This is a genomic window from Bacteroides sp. AM54-2NS (assembly GCF_003602935.1).
Classification (GTDB): Bacteria; Bacteroidota; Bacteroidia; order Bacteroidales; family Bacteroidaceae; genus Bacteroides; species Bacteroides xylanisolvens.
The window spans coordinates 102,153-125,456 of record NZ_QTMZ01000010.1 but is presented as its reverse complement, the minus strand read 5'-3'; the positions used below and the strand labels follow the sequence as shown (position 1 = coordinate 125,456).

At 33.2% G+C, this 23,304-nt stretch carries 13 protein-coding genes; all 13 read left to right on the top strand.

The genetic code is table 11. From position 1 onward, the window contains the following. The first annotated feature begins 145 nt into the window (after nucleotides 1-145). The 13 genes from DXA05_RS08865 to DXA05_RS08805 all read left to right on the top strand — a co-directional run bounded on the left by DXA05_RS08865 (nucleotide 146) and on the right by DXA05_RS08805 (nucleotide 23,271). Nucleotides 146-805: a hypothetical protein gene (locus DXA05_RS08865; RefSeq protein WP_128859072.1), complete on the top strand. Its 660-nt coding sequence runs from the start codon at nucleotides 146-148 to the stop codon at nucleotides 803-805. Nucleotides 806-1,202: 397 nt separating this feature from the next. Continuing rightward, on the top strand, nucleotides 1,203-4,307 hold the full coding sequence (locus DXA05_RS08860) for a TonB-dependent receptor (protein WP_080973943.1): 3,105 nt from the start codon (nucleotides 1,203-1,205) through the stop codon (nucleotides 4,305-4,307). 6 nt (nucleotides 4,308-4,313) lie between these two features. Next, nucleotides 4,314-6,158: a RagB/SusD family nutrient uptake outer membrane protein gene (locus DXA05_RS08855; RefSeq protein ID WP_072066922.1), complete on the top strand. Its 1,845-nt coding sequence runs from the start codon at nucleotides 4,314-4,316 to the stop codon at nucleotides 6,156-6,158. 33 nt (nucleotides 6,159-6,191) lie between these two features. Beyond that, nucleotides 6,192-7,289: a TonB-dependent receptor plug domain-containing protein gene (locus DXA05_RS08850; protein WP_128859071.1), complete on the top strand. Its 1,098-nt coding sequence runs from the start codon at nucleotides 6,192-6,194 to the stop codon at nucleotides 7,287-7,289. After that, nucleotides 7,277-9,241, top strand: a complete 1,965-nt coding sequence (locus DXA05_RS08845) for a SusC/RagA family TonB-linked outer membrane protein (protein ID WP_165861501.1) — start codon at nucleotides 7,277-7,279, stop codon at nucleotides 9,239-9,241. The genes DXA05_RS08850 and DXA05_RS08845 overlap by 13 nt, the downstream gene beginning before the upstream one ends. An 11-nt stretch (nucleotides 9,242-9,252) precedes the next feature. Next, nucleotides 9,253-11,034, top strand: a complete 1,782-nt coding sequence (locus tag DXA05_RS08840; protein ID WP_080973944.1) for a RagB/SusD family nutrient uptake outer membrane protein — start codon at nucleotides 9,253-9,255, stop codon at nucleotides 11,032-11,034. A gap of 305 nt (nucleotides 11,035-11,339) precedes the next feature. Beyond that, entirely contained in the window at nucleotides 11,340-11,960 is a 621-nt protein-coding gene (locus DXA05_RS08835; protein ID WP_044917864.1) for an RNA polymerase sigma-70 factor, read from the top strand. Nucleotides 11,961-12,033: 73 nt separating this feature from the next. Next, complete coding sequence (locus DXA05_RS08830; protein WP_072066923.1) at nucleotides 12,034-13,014, top strand: FecR family protein; 981 nt, start codon at nucleotides 12,034-12,036, stop codon at nucleotides 13,012-13,014. A gap of 46 nt (nucleotides 13,015-13,060) precedes the next feature. Then, nucleotides 13,061-16,429, top strand: a complete 3,369-nt coding sequence (locus DXA05_RS08825; RefSeq protein ID WP_128859069.1) for a TonB-dependent receptor — start codon at nucleotides 13,061-13,063, stop codon at nucleotides 16,427-16,429. A 233-nt stretch (nucleotides 16,430-16,662) separates the two neighbouring features. Then, nucleotides 16,663-18,111, top strand: coding sequence for a RagB/SusD family nutrient uptake outer membrane protein (locus DXA05_RS08820; protein WP_128859068.1), 1,449 nt, complete (start codon nucleotides 16,663-16,665; stop codon nucleotides 18,109-18,111). Between the two features lie 735 nt (nucleotides 18,112-18,846). After that, the gene (locus DXA05_RS08815; RefSeq protein ID WP_072066925.1) at nucleotides 18,847-20,274 is read left to right on the top strand and encodes a sulfatase; all 1,428 of its coding nucleotides are present in this window, start codon (nucleotides 18,847-18,849) and stop codon (nucleotides 20,272-20,274) included. A gap of 1 nt (nucleotide 20,275) precedes the next feature. Beyond that, entirely contained in the window at nucleotides 20,276-22,063 is a 1,788-nt protein-coding gene (locus DXA05_RS08810; protein WP_128859067.1) for a heparinase II/III family protein, read from the top strand. A gap of 2 nt (nucleotides 22,064-22,065) precedes the next feature. Continuing rightward, nucleotides 22,066-23,271, top strand: a complete 1,206-nt coding sequence (locus DXA05_RS08805; protein ID WP_072066927.1) for a DUF2264 domain-containing protein — start codon at nucleotides 22,066-22,068, stop codon at nucleotides 23,269-23,271. Nucleotides 23,272-23,304 lie beyond the last annotated feature (33 nt).

Sequence of the window (23,304 nt, the reverse complement as noted above, 5' to 3'; positions counted from 1 at the left end):
TTTTAATAGTCAATCATCGGAAATAGATGATTGTTCTGATTCTTTTGATTATATATATAAAGAAATGAGTTCGAATTCAATAATTCAAAGTCAGATTTTATCTAATGATTTTTATAAGTCTCGCAATTCGGTAGAGTCCGGACTCATGCTCAGAAACGATATTTTGCCGGAGTCTCCTTATGTCAGTGTCACTATTTCTAAAGATAAAAAATTGATAATAAGGCATAGGGATAGATTGAAATCGAAAGTTACAAAAGTGATATTGGGCGAATATGATACCCCTTATTGGATTCAGTTACAGAAGAATGGAGAAAAAATAGAATGCTATGTCTCTTCAAGTAATAAGTTTAATTGGGAAAAAGTGTACGAGCAGAACTTATGTTGTGATGATAAATATTATGTGGGAATGATATCATTGTCTGATAAGGGACAGACAGGTTTGTCGCGGTTTAAAGATTTTGAAGTAAATGCCATCGACAACCCATTGCGTGACGGTATAGTAATGCATACGTTCCCGGATACGATACCGTCAAGGGGATTGATAGATTTCGACATCCAGATTAATACAAAACGTCCTTTGTATGTTTGGGCTGAATTGGAAAACATTCAAACAGGAGAGAAGTATAGGGTTTTGCGTAACATATTTCGTTATAGTGAAAGAAAAAAGCTTTCTTACGACACAGGTGTGGATGAACTGAATCCTGAAAATACATATTGGTTTGTGGTAAAGGCAGTACCCTTGCATGGGCATGATTCAGAGAGTGTTTGTTCCGGATTTAAAAAAATCTTCATAGAAAATAAATAATGAAGATTAGATTTTTGTACGTGTTTGGCACCACAATTGTTTGATATAGGCTAATTATTAACAAACTTATTTATTTAAAATTTTATATGAGAAAACTTTTGTTCTCAAATGTTAAGACAGAGGCAAAAGAACAAAAAAGAATAAATAAAAATGAAATATCTTTTTGTCTGGCCTTGTATCGGAATGCTTAAAAAAACGGGCTATAAGATATTGGTTGCTAATCTGATGTTTGATTAATTCTTTACCGAAAGTCCGTTAATTATATTATGAGATGTATTTTAATGTCTTATTATCTGTGGATACAATTTTATTACTTGCAGATACATTAAGTGTTGTTATATTATAGATATTTGTAACGATAGTTTAACCAAAAAATGTTTTATTTAATAGATTTATTATGAGACACAGATTAATGATTTTATGTTTCATTATTTTTTGTCCTTTTATATTGTATGGACAAAGGATTTCAATTTCTGGTAATGTAAAGGATAAAAATGGCGATCCTTTAATAGGGGTAACCGTTCAGGTAAAAGGTACTAACAGTGGTACAATTACGGATTTTGATGGAAATTATTTGCTTCCTAATGTATCCAAAAAGTCGATTTTGGCATTCTCTTATATTGGAATGGTAACTCAAGAAATAGAGGTAAATGGGAAATCTTCTATTAATGTTGTTTTAAGAGATGACTCAGAGTTGCTTGAAGAAGTAGTAGTTGTCGGTTACTCTACTCAAAAAAAAGTAAGTGTTACCGGCGCGGTTGCTGCGATTTCTAATGACCAAATAAAGCAGAGTCCTTCTGCAAATCTGGTAGGCTCTTTGACAGGTAAGTTACCTGGTTTGTCGATTATGCAAAATAGTGGACAACCTGGTGAAGAAGATTTTCAGTTGAGATTACGTGGAGCAAGTACTATGAATGGACAGAGTCCTTTAATATTAGTAGATGGTGTTCCCCGTGAAGATTTGTCATTGCTCGATCCCAATGAAATAGCTGCCATATCAATCCTGAAGGATGCTTCTGCAACAGCGGTTTTTGGAGTTAGAGGTGCTAATGGAGTGATTCTTGTTACAACAAAAATCGGTGAGCAAGAAAAACCTTCATTAAGTGTGTCTGCAGAGTATGGTATCCAAGAGTTTACAAAGAATTATGAAATGATGGACTCTTGGCGGTATGCTACATTGTATAATCAGGCTTTGGTAAACGACGGTCTGCCTATTAAGTATTCTGATAGACAAATACAATTGTATAAGGACGGTACAAACCCATACTACGCAAATACAGATTGGTTTGATGTTATGTTTAAGGATCGTGCGGTTATGAGTAGATATAATGCCAATCTTTCCGGAAGTTCAAAAAGGGTCAAGTATTTTGTAAATGTAGGTATGCTTAACCAAGGAGGTATGATGAATACAGAGTCGAGAAGTAAGCTGGGATATGATCCGCAATTTAAACTGAATAGATATAATTTTAGATCTAATCTTGATATTAGGGTTGTGGATTGGATTAAAGCAGATCTTAAGATTGCAGGTTATATAGATAAGGTTGGACGTCCAGGCTCTGCTGCTTCAGATCAATTTCAGTTTTTTAGAAAAATTTATACAATGTCTCCTACAGTACCGGTTTTTCCGGATGAAAGTTTTGGAATACCTATGGATGCATTGGTCTCAACTTATGACTCATCACCTTATGGAGAGTTAAATTATTTAGGCTATCAGACACAAGATAAAAGTAAGCTAAATACTTCATTAGGTTTTGATTTCGACCTTAATAAATTTGTAAAAGGATTGAGTACAAAGGTACTTCTGGCATATGATGTTAATGCAAATTCCATAATAAAAGGCACTAAAACAGGCTATAATGTATATCAACTCTCTATATTAGAGCAGAAGGATGAGAATGGTAATATAGAAGACGTTTACTCATTAACATCACAGAATGAGTATCAGAAGTATCAGTTGTCATTAAATAAATCATATAGTTTCTCTTATTCATTGAACTTTCAGTGGATAGTTAATTATATGAGGGATTTTGGAAAAAATAATGTTGGCACAATGTTTGTTTTTCAAAAAGATAATAGTGAGGCGGCTTCAGGTACAAGTATAGACTTATTGCCATATAATCGTTTGGGATTTGCGGGACGTTTGACTTATAGGTATGCTGATAGATATATGGGTGAGTTTAATATTGGATATAATGGTTCTGAGCAATTTGCAAAAGGAAAACGATTTGGTGTTTTTCCAGCTTTTTCTTTAGGATGGCTTGTCTCTAACGAGGATTTCATGAAAGATATAAAAGCTATTTCAAATCTGAAACTTCGTGCATCTTTTGGTAAAGTAGGTAATGATAAAATAGGAAATCAGAGATTTTTGTATTTAGATAATAATACTATAGTTAATCGCCCTCCAACAATATTTTATGATACTGTTCTGGGTAATGCTCAGATGGTTCAAGAGAAATTAATTGGAAATCCCGATCTTACATGGGAAATAGCATATAAACAAAATTATGGTATAGATTTGGGCTTATTTAATAATAATTTGACAGTTACATTTGATTATTTTAGGGAAAATAGAAAAAATATCCTTATTACCCGTAATACAGTACCTTCCATATTAGGTAATTTTCAATCAGTGATGCCTAAAGCTAATTTTGGTGAAGTTTTTAACCATGGCTTTGAGTTAGATATATTTTATAATAAGAAGGTTAATAAGGACTGGTCTTACTCAATAAGAGGAATGTTTAATTTTGCAAGGAATAAAATAATTTTTAAAGATGAATTAAATTTAGGGGATGATTATTATTGTCCTTATAGAGGTCAGGGCTACTCAATGGGACAGAATTTTGGATATTTGATTGATTGGGATTCGCCTGGTCATGGCTATTTTTTATCTAAAGAAGAAATTGCTGATTATCCAGAATATTCAGGTATTAAGCCCAGGGTAGGTGATTTTGTTTATAAGGATATGAATGATGATGACGTAATTGATGAGAAAGACTATGCTCCAATTGGTAAACCATCACTTCCTGAATTTAATTATAGTTTAACATTAGGTTTTTCATATAAGGGATTGGATTTTTCAGCTTTGCTTTATGGTATAGGAAATTCTTATAATAATTATAAAGGTGCTATGGGCATTGATGAGACTAAATCAGTATTTCAAAATCATCATCTGAATGCATGGTCTCAAGAAAGATATGAACAAGGTAAAGAAATATCTTATCCAGCTTTGACAACATCCGGCAGTTCATCTTTGGGGCATAATGATTATTTCATAAGAAACAGGGCATTTTTACGTTTGAAAAATTTAGAGATAGGATATGTTTTACCAAAAAAATTAACAAAGAAAATAGGAATAAGTAAATTAAGGTTTTATGCAAATGGTCAGAACTTGCTAACTTTCGATAATTTGCCGTTCGAAAGTGTTGATCCAGAACAGAAAACAACATCATCAGTTCTACCAGTTTTAAAAGTAATAAATTTTGGTGCTAATATTAATTTTTAGATTATTATGAAGAAAAAATATCTATATACATTGTTTTCTGTTTTTTCAGGTTTATGTTTATTTTCTTCTTGTTTGGATTCTCTGGATGTAATTCCTGAAGGACAGCATTCGTATGATGAAATTTTTGCAAATGAAGTAACTACCGGAGCGTATTTGAATTCTTGTTATGATGAGTTGCCAGAATTTGGAATAAAATATTCCTGGGGAACAAACTTGCCTATTATTCTGACAGATGATGCTTGGGAATATACTACAAATACCAATTATGTAGGAGTCGCATATAAGGGAATGAAATCTGATAAATGGAGTAATAAATTGATTGCAGATAATTCGAATTGGGGAAAAGGGAATAGAACATCGTGGGATCTTTTTTTCAGGAACATAAGACGATGTAATTTATTTATAAGTAGGATTGATAATGCTGTAGTTCCAACAGAGCAGGATAGGGTTCATTGGAAGGCTGAGGCCAGAGTTCTTCGTGCTTATTATTACTGGGAACTTATTTCCAGATTTGGAGGTGTACCTCTTATAACAGAAGTACTTCCTGTTGATTATGATGGTGCAGATTTAAGAAGGGAGTCATTCAAGACTTGTGCAGATTTTATAATTTCTGAGTGTGAAGAAGCAATGAAAGTTCCAGAGTTCCCTTGGAGATATGAAAAAAACGGTGAGGAAATACGAATGACAAAGGCTATTGCTGCAATGGTAAAATCAAGAACTGCATTGTATATGGCAAGCCCTTTATTCTGTGATGGACAGAATTATTGGGCTGATGCAGAACGTATAACAAAGGAAAGTCTTGACGCTTGTCTAGCAAATGGTTATGAACTGTATACAGAGGTGAGGAATACAAATCTGTATGGAGATAATGCATTTTATGAATATTCTACTTCACAGGCTGATTATGGACCTTCTCCAATAGATAAAGAAACAATATGGATAGCTAAGTTTCAGATGGGAGGAAATGCTTCGATTAAATTTAACGGATTACCATCAAATGGTGCCAATAAATCCGGTATTTGTCCTACCCAGGAACTTGTAGATGCATTCCCAATGAAAGACGGTACATATGTATTAGATTTAAAAGAACCCTACAAAGACGAACTTCATCTTGAGCCAAACTATGCAAGCGGAACTACATATAATCCTCAAAAACCTTACGAGAACAGAGACCCACGTTTTTATGCAATAATATTTTATAATGGTTCGCAAACAATGAATAAAAATCAGAAAATGTTCGATATATGGACATATAACGGGGCTAAAGATGGTATAAAGATGGGGGATATTAAAAGAACATGTACAGGATATTATATGCGCAAGTATATGCGCCCGGATTCTTATCCTGGATCATGGTTAAAAATTCATTGGAGAATGATGCGTTTGCCGGAATTATATTTAAATTATGCAGAAGCTGCTATTGAGAATGGTAATTGGAAAGATGCAGTTGATGCTATAAAGCCTATAAGGGATCGCGTAAAGATGAAAAACATTAATCCTTCAAATCAGGAGGAAGCCAGATTGATGGTTCAGAATGAAAGGAGAATTGAAATGGCTATGGAAGAATGCAGATATAATGATATCCGCAGATGGACTAAACCTGGTGAGGAGATGAAGTATGGTGGAAAGCATCTAACTGCGATGTGGATAGAGAAGGTAGGTAATACTTATGAGTACCATAGATGTCCGATAGGTCAATCTTACGATAAGAAGACAGACTCTTTTGTAGGAACACCATGGACAAGAGAAACTTATAAAAGTAAGTATTTGCTTCACGGTTTAGAATTAGACGAAGCAAACAGACTTGAAGCAGTTACAGGAGTAAACTGGCAAAACCCAGGTTGGGATTAAATTTCATTTATAAAACAAAAAATATTGGATATCATGAGAAAATACTATATAAGTAAGTTTTTCGCATTGTCTGTAATATTGATGATGAACTTAAACTTGATAAATGCTCAGTCTCGTTCCATAAAGGGATATGTATGTAATGATTCTGGAGACAGACTTCCTGGAGCTATAGTTAGATTAGTAGGTGAAGACGATAATATAATTACTGATGCGAATGGTGAGTTTAGTGCAGAATTGTCTAACGGTACAAAATATTTGTTGGTAGAGTACGTAGGATATTCTACTAAAAAGATTAAAATTAATGACAAACTGAATTTGTATGTAAAGCTCGATAGAGACGTCAGCAATAAGTACCAGGAAGTAAATTTAATTAAAGATGTCCGTCCTTCATATTCTGTAGGAGGTTCTGCTATTGTCATAACCGGTGATGAGTTGAGAAAAACTCATAATCATCATTTGGCGGCAGCATTAGCAGGTAGAGTTCCCGGATTATATGTAAAGACAACCGGTAATGAGCCTAGTAAAGAAACATATTCATTGAATATAAGGGGAGCTTCTACAGTTAATGGTAGAGCTACTTTGATCCTTATTGACGGAATGATAGGAAGTCTTGATAATGTTAACGTCAATGATGTCGAAAGTGTCACTATTATGAAGGATGCATCGTCATCTGTCTTGTATGGTATGCAGGCTGCTGCCGGTATAATATACGTAAAGACAAAGCGTGGAGGAGTTTCTGCTCCCTCTATTAACGTAGACGTGAACTATACGTTACAGAATGCAATAGTAAGACCAAAGATGATATCTTCAGGTGATTATGCAACAATGATTAATCAGGCTTGGAAAAATGACGGTTTTGGTGATTACTATATATATTCACAAGATGAAATAGATAATTATTATAATGGAACTGATAGGAATCTGTATCCAAATAATAATTGGTATGATATGTTTATGAAGGATGTTGTACAGACTCAGAATATTTATACCAGTGCTCATGGTGGAACTAAATATGTCAAATATTATGCAAGTTTAGGATATATGCATCAGGATTCTCCATTCAAGACCGCTGATGCATTGAAACTTACGGTCTTAACAGATTTGACTTCAGATCGAATGTGGATTTCCTGATAAATGACTATATCAAGGGATATGTGAATATTGCAGCGCGAATAAATAAAGAATTGTCACCGAATGCTACAGATGGAACCGGAGGTGTTATGAGTTCTATATTTGATATGTCTCCCGTCATATATGGTCCGTTGACACCGGATGGAAAGGTTGTAGTAACTCCTGAGAATACAAATCCTACATTTGGTAGGCTGAACAGATCAGGATATGTTAAAGGAACAGACTATAATTTGTCGACTAACATTGGTTTGGAATTTGACTTAAAATTCATAACTCCAGGTCTTAAAACATCAGGTAATATTATTTATTTCAATAATACTACATCTCAAAATAAGGGAAATACTGACTATGAGCGCTGGACAAGGGATTTGACAAATACAAATGAATTATTGTTTTATCAATATGGCACTACAGAAAAGGAACCTCTTCTTTTCTCAAAATCAACACAAAGTTCTATCAGGTCACAATATGATTGGAATATTGACTATAACAGATCTTTCAACAGACATAAATTGGGAGTAAATTTGTTTTTGTCTCAACAGTACTATAATGCAAATAAAATTCAGGGAGTACAGCCTGTATTGAGAATGACATATGGAGGTCGTTTGTCATATGGTTATGATAATCTGATTTTTGCTGATTTTACAGCAGGATATCAAGGTTCTGAACAATTCTCGAAAGGAAACAGGTATGGTTTCTTCCCTTCCGGTTCTTTAGCTTTTGTCGCAACTAATCTGGATGCCTTGAAGAACAATAGAGTATTGTCTTACTTAAAGTTCCATACTTCTTATGGACTTGTTGGTAATGATAATTTTGGTGATGACAGGTTCCTTTATAGAGATTATCTGGCTAGTGCAGCAAGTAATGGAGGAATAAATTATTTATCCAAACCTATAGATATAATAAGATTGGGTAATCCGAATTTGACTTGGGAAAAATCAAAGATATTCAATGTAGGTGTAGATTTCAGCTTATTTAATCAGTTGTCTGTTGGTGTTGAATATTATAATGACAGAAGAACAAGCATATTGGTTGATGATAATATCACTCCATTGTTGAACGGACTTTCTTCTGATTATTTAAGCAAGATAAATCTTAGTGAGATTCATAATTCCGGAGTTGATTTGTCTCTGGGTTATTTCAAGCAGATTAATAAAGATTTTTCTCTTGGCTTAAGTTCTAATTTCGCATTTAACAAGAATGAAATTATTGAAATTGGAGAATTGCCTAAAGCAGACGATTATGCATATAAATATAGGCAGACAGGATATAGAATAGGTCAGACTTGGGGATATGAAATTGATTATTCTAATGGTAACGGATATTTTAACAGTCAGGAAGAAATTGACAAATCAGGACTTACTTATGTCGGTAAATCTCCAAGACCTGGTGATTTTATATATATAGACCAAAATAGTGATAATATAATTGATGAGAAAGATATAGTTCCTATTGGCGAGTCAACAATACCTCAGATTGCTTGGGGGGCAGAATTGTTCCTTAAGTGGAGATCATGGGACGTTTCTGTTTTATTCCAAGGATTGGGCAAGTTCGGTGGTTTCAACAATGGAATAGGATATTATGAAACATATAATAACGGTACTTTCTTTGAACATCACTTAAAAGCCTGGACATCTGAAAGGTATGCTAATGGCGAGGTGATACTGGCTCCTGCTCTGACAAAACAAGGAAGTTCCAGCCAAAAGAACAATAACTATTATTATCAGAATAAAGGCTTCGCCAGACTTAAGAACGTAGAAATTGGTTATACAATGAAGGATAAAGCTTTTATGAAGAAGATGCATATTAACCAATTAAGATTTTATATCAGTGGTATGAATCTTTTAACTTGGGATCATATGAAAACCAATGATATAGATGTTGAAGGTGGAAAGGTATCCAATTTCCCAACTTCTCAGTATTGGACTGTAGGTTTAAACTTAAACTTTTAAATTAATTACTTATGAAAATAATTAATATAATAACATTAGGAGTGACAATATTATTGAGTTCTTCGTGTGAAAGTGTTTTCGAGTACGATGCTGATGACAGAAAAAATTATGACGAAATTTTTTCTGATTATAATATGACTGCACAATATCTTAATACATGTTACAAGAAAATGCCGGGTTATGGCAGATATAGCGCCGGTGGTACTTTTATTGCAAGTTTTACTGATGAGGCGCAGGATGCTAATGATGTGAAGGGTTCTAAAGCTTATTCTTATTATTTGGGTTCTATGAGTTCATCAAACAATATGATGAATACTAACCTATATAAAGACCTTTATGAAGGTATATATCATTGTAATGTATTTATAGAAAATGTTGATAAAGTTCCTGTTTTTACTATACCAGCATATCGTAGTAGATGGAAAGGAGAGGCATACTTATTACGTGCTTATTATGCATGGGAATTAATTAAACATTATGGCCCGTTGCCTATAATAAGGACCTCAAATACAGAAGACTATGATTATTCAAAAGTTGAAAGACCATCTTTTTATCAATGTGTAAAGGATATAATTGCCGATTGTGATATGGCGTTGAGCGAGCCTGAATTATTGTGGAGAGTAGAAAATGGAACTGAAAATGGTTCAATGACACGAGGTATAGCCTATGCTATAAAATCTCAAGCAATATTGTATGCTGCAAGTCCTTTGTGGTGTAACGGTGAAAATCATTGGAAAGAGGCTGCAGAAATAACCAAGGAATCGCTTGATAAGTTGTTGGAAGAGAGTAGATACGGTATTTATAATCCAGCACCTGCTAAATTGGTCAATAAAAAAGCGTATGGCTCTTATCAAGATTATTTCCTTCAAGGGGTTGGTGTAGGAACTAAACCTATTAATACTGAGGGAATTTATGTGTCAAAGAATAATATAAAAACTCTTTGGGCACAATATGGATTGCCTATTTTTAAGGATGCAGGTGTTGTAAATAGTGGTATTTCACCTTCTCAGGAATTGGTAGATGCATATGAAACAATTGATGGCGTTCCAATATTAAATCTTGAAAAGCCATATTTGGATGAAGATCATTTAATTCCTAACTATAATCCTGAAGCTTTAAAGGAAAATGGTGGTAAATATGATCCGAATAATCCTTACGAAAATAGAGATTTGAGATTAAAATCAACCATATATTATAATGGTATATTCCATAATCAGGAAAATAATACTCAAGTGGTAGAAACTTTTGTTGATGGTAATTGTGGAATTTCCTCTGTAAGCGAGCAATATACAAGGACAGGATATTATCTAAGAAAGTTCATGCATTGGAAAACCAATAAAAATCAGGATCTTAACGGATATTGGTCATATTATAGACTTGCAGAAATGTATTTAAATTATGCTGAAGCAATGTTGGAATATAAGGGAGCATGTGATGAAGTCTATGATGCTATCAACGTTGTCAGAACTCGTGCAAAAATGCCTAACCTTGTTAAAGGTACAATGGATACAGATGAGCTGCGTTTAAGATTACGTAATGAACGTCGTGTAGAATTTGCTTTTGAGGAACACCGTTATTTCGACCTCAGACGTTGGAAGTTGAACGATAAATATGAAGGTGTGGTTACAGGTATGAAGATTGAAAAGAATGATGATGGAAACCTAACTTATAATAGATTTGTTGTTCAAAAGAGAGATGTAGTAGATGACAAATATCGTATTTGGCCTATTCCATTGGAAGAAGAACTCAAATATGAAAGATTAAATATTGATTTCCAAAACCCAGGATGGTAATTAGTGTAAAACTCTGATTATCTATATTTTATCCCTACTAATAGTATATGTCTAATAGTAGGGATAATATCAATTAATAAAATTATTATATTAACATATATACATATCATAGTAAGTCGGTTTTGTAACTGTGAATAACGTAAATATCCCAGAAGAAAGACTTAGACTTTCATAGGCTGCAAATACTGATAGAGAAATATATTATAATATAGTCAATGTGGTGTATAGAGTTGATTGGTCTGATATTGTCCATATACCTTACTTCCCCGTTTCAACGATAATAAATATATAAACCTTATTATATTATGATTGACACAATTCCTTATTCAGATAATGAACTTCTTAAAATGGTAAAAGAAGGTAATGAAGAGGCTTTCAGGCAACTTTTCTTTAAGTTCTATCCAAGACTTCTCAGATATGCAGTGAGGTATGTAAATGATGAGGATATAGCTGAAGATATCCTTCAGGATTGCTTTATCTCTTTTTGGGAAAGAAAGAGTAGTATCAGATATATTTCGTTATCTTCTTTATTGTTTTGTATGGTTAGAAATGCTTGTTTGAACTATATAAAACATAACTCTTTGATTGAGAATATTTCTGTTGATTATGTATTTGATATAGGAGGAGAGGAGAAACTGTATTCATTGGATATGCAACTTTCGCCGGATGAGATACTTTTCCAAAAAGAGCTTAAGATACAAATATCAAAAGCTATATCATTATTGTCAGATAGAACTAGGCAGGTGTTTGTTTTAAGCAGGTTTAGAGGACTTAAAAATAATGAAATCGCTGATAGACTTAATATTACTACTAAAGCAGTAGAGAAACATATTACAAAATCTTTGAAAATAATTTCATCTTACTTAGAGAACCAATCTCTTGATACTAAGTATTTTATAATAGTATCTCTGTTTTTCTTATCCTAAAAGAAAAAAAACTTATAAAAATAGGTAGGGTAAGAATGGATAGAATTGTTTTATCAGTAGAAAGACTAATGATATGAAAAATATGGAAGAGATAAAATCAACAGCTTTTTTGTATTTTCAAGGTAAAATTTCTCTTGAAGATGAAAAGGTCTTGTTTGATTTTATAAATGATAGTAATGAGAATATGAAACTGTTCCGTCAATGGGAAAGTGAATGGATAAGTGGATATATTAATGAATATGAGATGGCAGATAAATGGGCGAGACTACAAACGCGGATGAATACTTCTAGAATATCTTTATCTCATGACAGGAATAGAAAGTTGAATTCGGGATGGTTGTCGGTAGCAGCTTCTATCATGATTATAATATCATTGTCTGTTTACTTGTATGATAGATTTACCGGAAAAAGCAATGACTTATATTTTGTAAGTGAAGTACCTTCAGGTCAAAAGTCGAAGTTGGTTCTACCGGACGGAACTATGGTGTGGTTGAATGGTGGGTCAACTTTGAAATACCCGAATAATTTCTCTGATAAAAAGCGTAATGTTGTGTTGGATGGCGAGGGGTATTTTGAGGTTACATCCAGAAATGGTGTACCATTTACAGTTTCAACGTCGGCATACGATATAATAGTAAAGGGAACTAAATTTAATGTATGTGCGTACGATATTGATGCAACTTCCTTGACAAGTCTTATTGAAGGTAAGATTGAAATAGATTATAAAGATGAGTTGTATGAAGTATCACCTGGAGAAGGTGTATGTATAAATAAGAATAAAGGAACTGTTGAAAGTTTTAGGTCGGATGTTGATGATTCAAATGCCTGGATTGATGGCAGGATAGAATATGAAAAAATTACTTTAGCGGACTTTGCTGCGAAGCTTTCAAGAAAGTATGGTGTAGAGGTGTGTATTGAAAACAATGAAATAAAATGTCATACGTTCAGAATTTCTTTGAAAAATAATGAAACACTAGTGCAAGTTCTGGATGGTTTGCAATTAATTATACCGTTTGAGTATACTATTGATAAAGATAGAATAATAATTAAATAGCTAGAGATATGTAATATATTTTTCTAAATTCTAAAATTTAATCACTATGTTTAACCGAACATGTCTTTTAAGATTACTGTTAGGAGCATCCATAGGTTGTGCAACTCTTAGTATTGATGCGCAAACAGTAAGTAAGACCTTTACAAATCAGTCTCTTAAGACTGTTTTAAAGGAAATTGAAACTCAAACAGGAATGTCTGTCATTTACAAAACGGACGAAGTAAATAAAAGTAAGAAGGTGACAATTACCTTGACCAATGCTTCTGTTACAGATGCCTTGTCAAAAGTTCTGGGCTCAAATCTCACATGGGAGATTCGTGATAAGATGATTGTCATATCCAGAAAAAATCAGTCTTCGTCAGCAAAGAAAGTTACTGTAAAAGGAAAAATCCTTGATTCTCAAAACATGCCTGTTATAGGAGCTTCTGTAATAGAAAAAGGAACTTCTAACGGAACAATAACAGATTTTGATGGAAATTTTACTTTTACTGCATCTGAAAACTCAGTATTGGAGGTCTCTTATGTGGGCTACAAGTCTCAACAGTTGGCTGTAGTTGGAGGTAAAGAGTTGTCAATTGTACTCAAGGAAGATACAGAGGTTCTTGATGAAGTGGTTGTTGTTGGATATGGTGTCCAAAAGAAAAAGCTTCTTACGGGTGCTACTGTACAGGTTAAGGGTGAGGACCTCCAAAAATTAAATACAGTAAGTCCTATGGGAGCATTACAGAGTCAGACTCCCGGTGTTAATATTGTAAAAACATCAGGTATGCCGGGTGAGGGTTATAAAGTTTCTGTTCGTGGAATCGGAACAATAGGTAATTCATCCCCTTTATATGTTGTAGATGGAGTTACTGTAGGGAATATTGATAACTTAAATCCGGCAGATATTCAATCTATTGATATTTTAAAGGACGCTGCATCAGCAGCAATATATGGCGCAAGAGCTGCCAATGGCGTAGTTCTAGTTACAACTAAACAAGGGGCTAAAGGTAAAGCAACTATAAACTACGATGGTTATATTGGAATACAGCGTATGGTGAACACTGTGCGTCCTTTGAATGCTCAAGAATATGTAGAAATAATGAATGAAGCAACTGAGGGTACATTGAATTTTGAAGATTTTGTTCCTAATTGGGATGCAATACAAGATGGAACATGGAAAGGTACAAATTGGTTTGAAGAGGCAACAAATAATAATGCACCAGTAAAGAATCATTCATTAGGAATACAAGGTGGAACAGAAATGTCTCGTTATTCAATAGGTTTGGCTTATACATCACATGAAGGAGTATATGGAAAACCTGCAGTTCCTAAGATGGAGAGATATAATGCGAGAATAAATACAGAACATGTCTTGATAAAGAATAATTCCTTTGATATACTAAAAGTTGGAGAGAATTTGAATTTCTCATATACTGAACGAAATACAATTGCGGTAGGAGATAAGTTTGGGAATGATGTAAGACCGATGTTATCGGCATGTCCTCTTTTTTCTGTATATGATCAAGACGGGAATTATACTTATGAGGTACCTGAAGTAGAGTTTACCAATCCTATTGGGCTTCTGGATTATACTAAAAGTGGAAATAAAAATAAAAATACAAGACTTAACGGGAATATTTTTTTAACCCTTCAACCTATAAGGAATTTGATTTATCGTAGTTCTTTTGGTATAAATTATCAATCTTCTTCAGGAAGATCTTATGTACCAGTATATGATTTGGGAGAAACTAAGTTTAACCCTCTGGACATTGTCAGACAAAATATGAGTTCAGGTTATAATTGGGTTTTTGAAAATACAGTATCCTATAAGTTTGATATAAAGGATAAACACAATTTTGACGTATTATTAGGTATGTCTGCAGAAAAGTCAGGTATTGGAGAAAAACTTAATGTATCAAATAAGAATTCTATTTTCGATGATTTTGAACATGCTTATATAGATAATGCAAATTTTATTGATAAGGCTAATACTACAATAAGTGGTTCTCCTTTTACTCCACAACGTCTCTTGTCATATTTTGGTCGAATTAATTATGACTATAAAAATACATATATGGCAACATTGGTATTGCGTGCAGATGGCTCTTCTAATTTTGCTCCTGATAAAAGATGGGGATATTTCCCTTCAGTATCAGCAGGATGGGTTGTTACTAATGAAAAATTTATGGAGAAAACTTCCAAATGGTTAGAATTCCTTAAAATCAGAGCAAGTTGGGGACAGAACGGTAATCAGTCTATAGATCCATTCCAATACCTATCTGTTATTTCTTTTGACAAATACTATTCATTTGGAGCAAATGATACTCCATATTCTCAAGGAGCATACCCTAGTATTTTACCAAATAAGGATGTTACATGGGAAACATCCGAACAGTTAGACCTTGGAGTTGATGCACGTTTCTTTAGAGGCCGGTTGGGAGTTGTTTTTGATTGGTATAATAAAACGACCAAAGATTGGTTGGTACAGGCTCCTGTTGCAGCTATTCAAGGGACTGGAGCTCCTTTTATTAATGGTGGCAAAATACAGAATAAAGGTTGGGAGTTTGGTATATCATGGAATGATACTCATAATGAATTTTCTTATGGCGTGAGTGTCAATATTTCAAGAAATAAGAATAAAGTTCTTGAAATAGCCAATAGCGAAGGAATAATAAGAGGACCACTCAGTATATTATCACATAACACAGACTGGTTTTATGCAGCAGCAGAAGGACTGCCTATAGGATATTTTTATGGATATAAAACAGCTGGTGTCTTTCAAAATCAAGAACAGATAGATAATTATGTGAACAGTAAAGGAGAAAAGATAATGCCTAATGCTGTTCCTGGAGACTTGATTTTTGTTAATATGAATGATGATAATGTTATTAATGAGGACGATAAGACTGTACTTGGTGATCCAAATCCTGATTTAAACTTTAATTTTGGATTTAATTGTCAATATAAAGGTCTTGATTTCTCTTTAACTGCTAATGGAGTAACTGGAAATCAGATAGCAAGATCTTATCGCTCATTCAGTCAAAAACCATTTGAAAATTATACTTCTGAAATTCTAGGCAGGTGGCATGGGGAAGGTACATCAAATGATATACCTCGTGTTACAGCGGCAAATCATATTAATGATAAATACATATCTGATAGATATATTGAAGACGGTGATTATTTGAGAATCAGTAATATAACTTTAGGATATGATTTTAAAAAACTGATAGAGAATATTCCATTACAAAAAGCGAGAATATATGTAAGCGTACAAAATTTATATACATTTACTGGATATAAAGGCTTAGATCCTGAAGTTGGTTACGGTGGAGATTCAAAAAATGGTGAGGTAAACTGGGCTGGAGGTATAGATGTAGGTTTTTATCCAACTCCGCGAACCTATATGTTTGGAATTTCATTAACTTATTAATATTTGTCAATCATGAGAAAGATATATTATATAGTAATATCATTGTTTTTTACATCTTGTTCAGATTTTCTTGATACAGAAAACTTGACACAAAAAGATTCTTCTAACTTCCCAGTGAGTGAAACAGATTTAATGTCGGTAGTAACATCTGCTTTTCTGATGCATCTAACTTTGAAAATAATAATGCTGAAATAAATCAAAGATGGAGAGAAAATGTATTTTTTTTATCAGAGATGATGAGTGATGACAGATTAGGAGGTGGACGTGTTTCTGCTATTGATGGTAGAGCTATTATGAACTTTCAACAGACAGATACTGATATGCATTTAGATGCTTGGAAGAGATCTTATGAGGGTATTTATAAAACAAACTTCTTATTTGAGAATATTGACAAGGTTACTTATTCAACCGAGGAGAACAGAAAAAAAATACTGGGTCAAGCCTATTTTCTACGTGCTTTATTTTATTTTGATTTAGCACGACTTTTTGGTGCCAATGTTCCTAAAATATTAACTACTGATGTAGATAAATCTACACCGCAGGCTAAACCTGATGAAATCTATTCTTTGATAATGAGTGATTTAGTAGAGGCTATAGAGATATTACCATCGGTTAAGTTTGAAAAAATCCCAATTTCTGATAATGGTATGGCTACAAAGTGGGCTGCAGAGGCTTATTTGGCAAGAGTTTTTTTATTTTATACTGGATATTATAACAAAGAGAGTATAAATCTTGTTGATGGTTCAGAATTGACAAAATCTCATGTACAGAAATATTTAATAGATTGTATAGATAATAGTGGGCATGGGTTGATTGATGATTTTCGAACTTTATGGCCATATTCAATTTCTAATAAGGATTATCCGTATGCAATTGGTTTAGAATATGCAGGTGATGAGAATAAGGAAGTGGTTTTTGCACTTAAATATTCTTATGCAGGTTTTAGATCGACAAGTAATATGGTTGTTTTGGCATACGGATTAAGTAATCAGACATTACTTCCTTATGGGAAAGGGTGGATGTATGGAACTGTAAATCCTAAAATATGGAATGACTGGCCTGATAACGATTTAAGAAAAAGAGCATCAATATGGAATGTATTAGACCAAAATGAGGGAGTTGTTGGCTATAAATTGAATAATGGTAATACTATGCAGGAGACAAACTATTATAATAAAAAATATATGCCTATTACCGTAAAAAATAGTAAAGGTCAGATTAAAAACTATGCCCATGTGTTATATGGGGCTATTGATAATTTTAACTTGAATAATTGTCAGGATTTAATTCTTATGCGCTTCTCGGATGTATTGTTGATGGCTGCTGAGTTGGAATGTCCTAAAGCTCAAGATTATTATGATAGGGTTCGTGGTAGGGTTGGTTTGCAGCCTAAACCTGTTTCTTTGGATAATATAAAAGAAGAGAGACGTTTTGAACTGGCATTCGAGGGTATTCGTTATTGGGATTTATTGCGTTGGCATGATGCTGAAAGAGTAATAAATGAGAATATGAAGGATATACCCGTTATAACTTTGGGAAAAGAGACATCAGTAACTGTAAAATTTAGGACAGAGACAGGCGGCTTTTTAGCTATACCTAATAGTGAGATATTATTATCTAATGGAGTTTTAAAACAGAATCCAGGATGGGATACTAATGATGCTTTTTATGTTGGAGAATAGTTTTGTCCGAGGTATTATATGATTCCGTATAATTTATTTAAGTTTTGCTTCGTTGACCTTTGATTAGGACTTGAGAACTAGGCCGATTCTGCATGTCCACATCGTGTACATTTATTGTTCACCGACCATTTGCTGAATAGCTAATGAACTGTCGGTGAACAATATTGTTATATCATTCTAATGCTTTAGGAACTTTAAATATAAGAAAATCAGCAATATACTATCAAGCCTGGGTTAAATCCGAAAGTTGAGAAATGATGAAACAATACGATGTGCCTTTTTATGGATACTTCTTTATTGACTTAAATTAGCACCCAACAAATACTTCTGAGAGGAGGTAGTATGAAATAATGTACTTTTTAAAGTGGTCAACTATAATGATTGTTTAGCAGCTGAATCTATCAGTTTTGGTTATGTCGTTTGACTTAAATATGACAATCTTTCAATGTATATTATTGAATCTTGTGGACATTATGACGCTAATAATCATTTTAATATAGTGTCTAGTTTAATGTTCTCGTTTTTGAGGTGTATTATACTTCTTAATTTATTGATTTTCAATTAGAATAATAAGATTCTATACCTTGATTTTGATTCTAAATAATGCGTTGTATTTTTCCCTTGTAGTATGTATCATAAACTATATGTATATCAACAACTTGAAGAATATACAATTGAACTTTTAATCAATAAATTTGAACGTCGAACTGGACACCTTAACTTTTTAATAAATTTATGAATAAGAATATATTCCTATTGACAGTTTCTGCATTATATAGCAATTCAATTGTGGCTAATATTAATTATGTAGCTTCTAAAAACATACTTTTTATAATATGCGATGATCTGCGACCAGAACTCAATTGTTATGGAAATTCAATGATAGTGTCACCGAATATTGATGAATTGGCAAATAATAGCGTAGTTTTTAACAGGGCTTATTGTAATATTCCTGTTTCGGGCGCGTCAAGAGCAAGCATCTTTACCGGGTTACGCCCAACTAAGTCTAGATTTGTTTCATGGAATGCAAGAGTTGATAAGGATGCTCCTAATGCAGTAACATTGCAGAAAAGATTTAAAGATGCAGGATATGTTACAATAGCAAATGGTAAAGTTTATCATAACCAGGATGAGGCTCCCAAAAAGTATTGGGATAAAGTATTTTACCCTGAAGGGGCCCCTCATCTGTGGTATCAGACAGATTATAACAAAAATCTTATGATACAAAAGGAAAATAATCCTAAGCTTAAGCGTGGATTATATTATGAATATTCTGATAACCCTGATTCACTTTTTGTGGATTGGATTATTGCAGAAAAAAGTATATCAGATTTGAAAGAGTTAAAAAAAAATGGTAAGCCTTTTTTTATGTCTATAGGATTTATAAGACCTCATCTACCATTTATTGTATCTGAGGAATATTGGAAACTCTATGATGAAGATAGTATCAGTATTCCTGATAATTATATACTTAAAGAAGGAAATCTTATACCTAAAGCAGCACTTTTAAATGGAGGAGAGTTGAGCCAGTATTCTGGAATAAAAAAACGGCATCTTGATATATCTGATGCAAAAAAAATGATACATGGTTATTATGCATCTGTATCATGTGTTGATGTACAAGTTGGACGTGTACTTGATGCTTTGAAAAAGATGGGTTTGGATAAAAATACAATAATTGTTTTCATAGGTGATCATGGTTGGAATTTAGGAGAACATGGTTTGTGGTGTAAGAATACTATTCTAAATTCAAGCTTACATTCTACATTAATGATTAGTCATCCGGAATATAGAAAAGGTAGGAAATGTAATGAAATCGTTGAATTTATTGACTTATATCCAACTATGTGCGATATGGCAGGAGTAGAGTATGCATCATCTATGGAAGGTGAGAGTATATTCCCCTTGGTAAAGTCTGAGAATGCAAGGAGTAAGGGATATTGTGTTTCCCGATGGAACAATGGATTTACGTTGATTAAGGATAACTATTTCTATACTGAATGGAGAGATAAGAAAAACTTGCTTGTCGATTCTCTACTTTTTGATCATAAAAATGATAGTAGTGAGAATTACAATGTCGTACAGAAAGAAGAATATAGCAGTATTGTAAACGAGTTGAGTGAATTTTTAAGAAAACATATTGGAAAAGATTATTTGAAGTGATATGAGATTTTATACATTATTGATTTTTTTGTTTGTTTTAGTTAATACTTTTTCTTCTGATCAAATTTCAGTGTTAGAGCATCCCAGACTTTTCTGGACATCGCAAAATGACAGTGTGGTAAGGCATAGCCTTAAGAGTAGTGTTTATGCAGAACGTTTAAAGAATTTGAGTTTTCAATGTGATACATTAATCAATACTCCTCTTCTGGAAAGAAAAAAAATAGGGAAAAGACTTCTTTCTGTTTCAAGAGAAGCAGAAAGAAGAATAATAATGCTATCTTTTATGTGGAGATTAACAGGTGATGAACGTTATGCTGAGAGGGCTAAATCAGAACTTATAAATGTTTGTTCATTTTCTGATTGGAACCCTTCGCATTTCTTGGATGTTGCTGAGATGTGTATAGCTGTATCCGTAGGTTATGATTGGTTGTATAATTGGCTGGATGAAAAAAGTAAAAAATATATTTCTGAAAGATTGTATAGATTGGGGGGGCATTATGTCGTAAACAAGCGTCCTTCTTCTATGAATCGTAAAGATAATTGGAATCAGGTATGTAATTCCGGTGTTACTATCGCTGCTATTGCTTTGGCTGATGATGTAATTAATGATTATGTATCTATAATAAATAAATCTCTTATGAATGTTCTTCGGAGTCAAATGGAATATGGAGTAAATGGAGCTTATCCCGAGGGACATGTATATTGGGAATTTGGTACTGGCTATAATGTTCTTCTATATTCTGCTATTGAAACAGCTTTTAAAGGCACGATTAAGATAGATTACAATAAGAAATTTATGCAAAGTCCATTTTATATTGCCAACATGAGAGGACCAATTTTTAAGGCTTTTAATTATGCTGATAATTCTGAAGATTTTATGTATAGTCCTTGTTTGTTTTGGTTTGCTTTAAAGTTGAACAAAACTTGTGTTGCAGAGTATGAATATTCTATGTTGAATAATAAGTCAATTAATCACAGACTTATGCCATTAGGATTGATTTGGTCTGCACAGATAGATAATAGCATTGATTTTCAATATAATCCACCTCTATATTACGTTGATAATGGATTTACCCCTGTCTTTACTATTCGTTCTTCCTGGAGTGACAACAACTGTTGGTTTATAGGTGCAAAAGGTGGAAAGGTTAATTCTCCTCATGGACATATGGATGTAGGATCTTTTGTTTTGGATGCCGGAGGAGTAAGATGGGTCTCTGATCTTGGTCCTGAACCATATAATAATATTGAGAGTAAAGGTATTGATTTGTGGAATATGAAAACACAAGACTGCGACAGATGGAACTTATTCAGATATGGTTTTACTTCTCATAATACTTTATCTTTTGATGATAAACCTTTATTGATTAATAAGTATTGTGATATAAATGTTGATTCTGTGTCGAATCAAGATATTGTAGCTTCTGTTGATCTTTCTCCATTATACAACCAGATGGTAGTAAAACGAAGTTATCACTTAGTGGGAAACAAGTATTTTGAATTATGTGATGAAGTAAAAACGACAGAAAAGGGAACAATTATGTCGTGGAGAATTATTACATCTGCAAAAGTCAACATAATTGATGATTATACAGTATACTTGCATAAGGATGGAAGAACAATGATGCTTCATGTAGATACAGATAATAAGATTTCATTTAATGTTGCTGAGGCAAAACCAAAAAATGACTTTGAAAGCAATAATGAAGGATATAATATTCTGAGTTTTAATTCAAATTTAATGGCTAATAGTAAAAATACTTTTAACACGATATTTAAACTAATCAAATAACTATGAATAAAACCTGTTGTATTATTTTGTTTCTTATTTTGCAATCAATATCCGGAACTTCAAAAGAAGTTCCAGATCGTGATTATTGGATTGAAACAATGATTCAAATTGTAAATCCTGTTTTGGAAAGTTTGAGTAATTCTAATTTAAAAAAAGATATGCCATATGAGTCAAAGTCACCTGATAGGAGAGAATATTCTTATCTTGAGGCTTTCGGAAGAGTGATGTGTGGAATTTCACCATGGCTTGAATTAGGTCCAGACAAAACATCAGAGGGTAAATTACGTGAGAAATATATAAAGATGAGCTTGAAATGCATAAAAAATGCAGTAAATCCAGAATCCCCGGATTATATGGCTTTTCAGAAAAGAGGACAGACTCTTGTTGATGCAGCATTTTTATGCCAAGGACTATTGCGAGCCCCAAAACAGTTGTGGGGAAATTTGGAGAAAAAAGATAGGGAAAATCTTATAAAAGCATTAAAATTAACAAGACAATGTGGAATAGCAAAGAATAATTGGAGTTTGTTCCCAGCAATTATTGAAGCTGCAATGCTTGAGTTTACAGGGGAATGTGATATGAAAAGACTGCTCACAGGAATCAATTATTTTAAAGACAATGGTTATTATAAAGGTGACGGTAATTATGGTGATGGTTTTTATTTTCATATGGATTATTATAATAGTTATGTTATCCACCCTATGTTAACTGATGTTTTATTTATATTAAAGAAGCATGGAATATCTGAAGGTGAATATTTAGATAAAGAATTATCCTATCTTAAAAGATATGCTGAAATACAGGAACGTTTTATATCTCCGGAAGGTACATATCCAGTAGTAGGAAGGTCTATTGCATATAGATTTGGTGCATTTCATGCTTTGGCACAAGCTGCTCTAATTCATAATCTACCCAAAAGCGTAACTCCTGGGCAGGTGAGGTCTGGGCTTACTGCTGTTATTAAGAGGCAATTTGAGTCAAATGAAAATTTTGATAATAAAGGATGGTTGGTTGTTGGATTTACAGGCAGACAAATAGACATTTCCGAGACTTATATTAATACAGGGAGTCTGTATTTATGCTCTGCTGTGTTTTTGCCTCTTGGTTTACCAGCGGAAGATGAGTTCTGGAGCTCACCATATAGTAAATGGACATCACTTAAGGCTTGGAGTGGAGAGAAAGTACAAGCAGATCATTCAATAAATTAGAAATTCAATTTTTATATTATAAATTAATATACA

Bases quoted from the DNA above. Each gene is read 5' to 3' on its own strand.
- DXA05_RS08865 (WP_128859072.1), top strand. From the start codon at position 146: ATGCTCAGAAACGATATTTTGCCGGAGTCTCCTTATGTCAGTGTCACT.
- DXA05_RS08860 (WP_080973943.1), top strand. From the start codon at position 1,203: ATGAGACACAGATTAATGATTTTATGTTTCATTATTTTTTGTCCTTTT.
- DXA05_RS08855 (WP_072066922.1), top strand. From the start codon at position 4,314: ATGAAGAAAAAATATCTATATACATTGTTTTCTGTTTTTTCAGGTTTA.
- DXA05_RS08850 (WP_128859071.1), top strand. From the start codon at position 6,192: ATGAGAAAATACTATATAAGTAAGTTTTTCGCATTGTCTGTAATATTG.
- DXA05_RS08840 (WP_080973944.1), top strand. From the start codon at position 9,253: ATGAAAATAATTAATATAATAACATTAGGAGTGACAATATTATTGAGT.
- DXA05_RS08835 (WP_044917864.1), top strand. From the start codon at position 11,340: ATGATTGACACAATTCCTTATTCAGATAATGAACTTCTTAAAATGGTA.
- DXA05_RS08830 (WP_072066923.1), top strand. From the start codon at position 12,034: ATGAAAAATATGGAAGAGATAAAATCAACAGCTTTTTTGTATTTTCAA.
- DXA05_RS08825 (WP_128859069.1), top strand. From the start codon at position 13,061: ATGTTTAACCGAACATGTCTTTTAAGATTACTGTTAGGAGCATCCATA.
- DXA05_RS08820 (WP_128859068.1), top strand. From the start codon at position 16,663: ATGATGAGTGATGACAGATTAGGAGGTGGACGTGTTTCTGCTATTGAT.
- DXA05_RS08815 (WP_072066925.1), top strand. From the start codon at position 18,847: ATGAATAAGAATATATTCCTATTGACAGTTTCTGCATTATATAGCAAT.
- DXA05_RS08810 (WP_128859067.1), top strand. From the start codon at position 20,276: ATGAGATTTTATACATTATTGATTTTTTTGTTTGTTTTAGTTAATACT.
- DXA05_RS08805 (WP_072066927.1), top strand. From the start codon at position 22,066: ATGAATAAAACCTGTTGTATTATTTTGTTTCTTATTTTGCAATCAATA.